This is a genomic window from Pseudomonas sp. 5Ae-yellow, assembly GCF_014077575.1.
Lineage (GTDB): Bacteria > Pseudomonadota > Gammaproteobacteria > Pseudomonadales > Pseudomonadaceae > Halopseudomonas > Halopseudomonas neustonica.
The window spans coordinates 1-883 of sequence record NZ_JACGWE010000126.1 but is presented as its reverse complement, the minus strand read 5'-3'; the positions used below and the strand labels follow the sequence as shown (position 1 = coordinate 883).

Below are 883 nucleotides of genomic sequence, written 5' to 3'. Positions count from 1 at the left end.
TGGTCGCTCAGGCCGTCGGCCAGTTGCTGTTCGGCGCGGTGGCGTTCGAGGTTGATCTGGCTGAGCTGTTTGCCACGCTCGCGGTCGGTGAAGCGGCCGGGGTAGTCGTAGTCTTCCAGGTCGGGCTGCGGTGCTTGCTGCTGTTGATTCTGTTGATCTTGCTCTGGATTGCTTTCGCCTTTGTAGGCGGCTTCCATCAGCAGCCGGGGCTTTTCAAAGTCGTAGTCGCGGCGGGTGACGCGGCTGGGGCGGGTTTCTACCCGCAGGCCGAAGCGTTTGACCACGGGCTCGTCGGCGACCATGCCGGTGCCCTGGCTGTAACCGATCTGGGCCAGCTCCGGGAAGGTGGTCTGGTCGTCACCAAAGACGATGACGTGGCCCTGGCGGCTGTGCTCAAAGTGGTAGTGCAGGCCTTCTTCTTCGCACAGGCGCTGGATAAAGTGCAGGTCGGTTTCGTCGTACTGGGTGCAGTAGTCGCGTTCAGGGTAGCTGGCGTTGAGTTGAAAACGGTAGGCGTCGCCCTGAATGCCATGTTCTTCCAGCAGGCGGCTGATGATGTCTTGCACGGTGAGGTGCTGGAAGATGCGTTGATTGGTTCTGTGCGCCAGATAGCTGAGCTGGGGGCGCAGGCAGAGGTGGTAGCGGGTGAGGCGTTTGCCGGCTTCGCCTTGGGCGAGTCGGTCGATAAAGCCGTGGATGCCAGCACCCTGGCCCATGTCGAGATAGGCGGTGTGGTGCAGCAGTGAGCCCAGGTCGATGTCGGGCTGTTCGCTGATCAGTTCCAGCTCAAAGGCAAACGGCTGGTTGAGGGCCTCTTTACCGGTAAAGGCCAATACCTTGAAATCGTGGGCAGCGCCGTCGATGTGTAGGGTGAAGGCTGCTT

General features: G+C 61.0%; 1 protein-coding gene. It reads right to left on the bottom strand.

Going from position 1 to position 883, the window contains the following annotated elements:
- Positions 1-883, bottom strand: an 883-nt coding sequence (tssI, locus tag H4J77_RS19555) for a type VI secretion system tip protein TssI/VgrG (RefSeq protein ID WP_182250129.1), incomplete at both ends; no start/stop codon positions are given.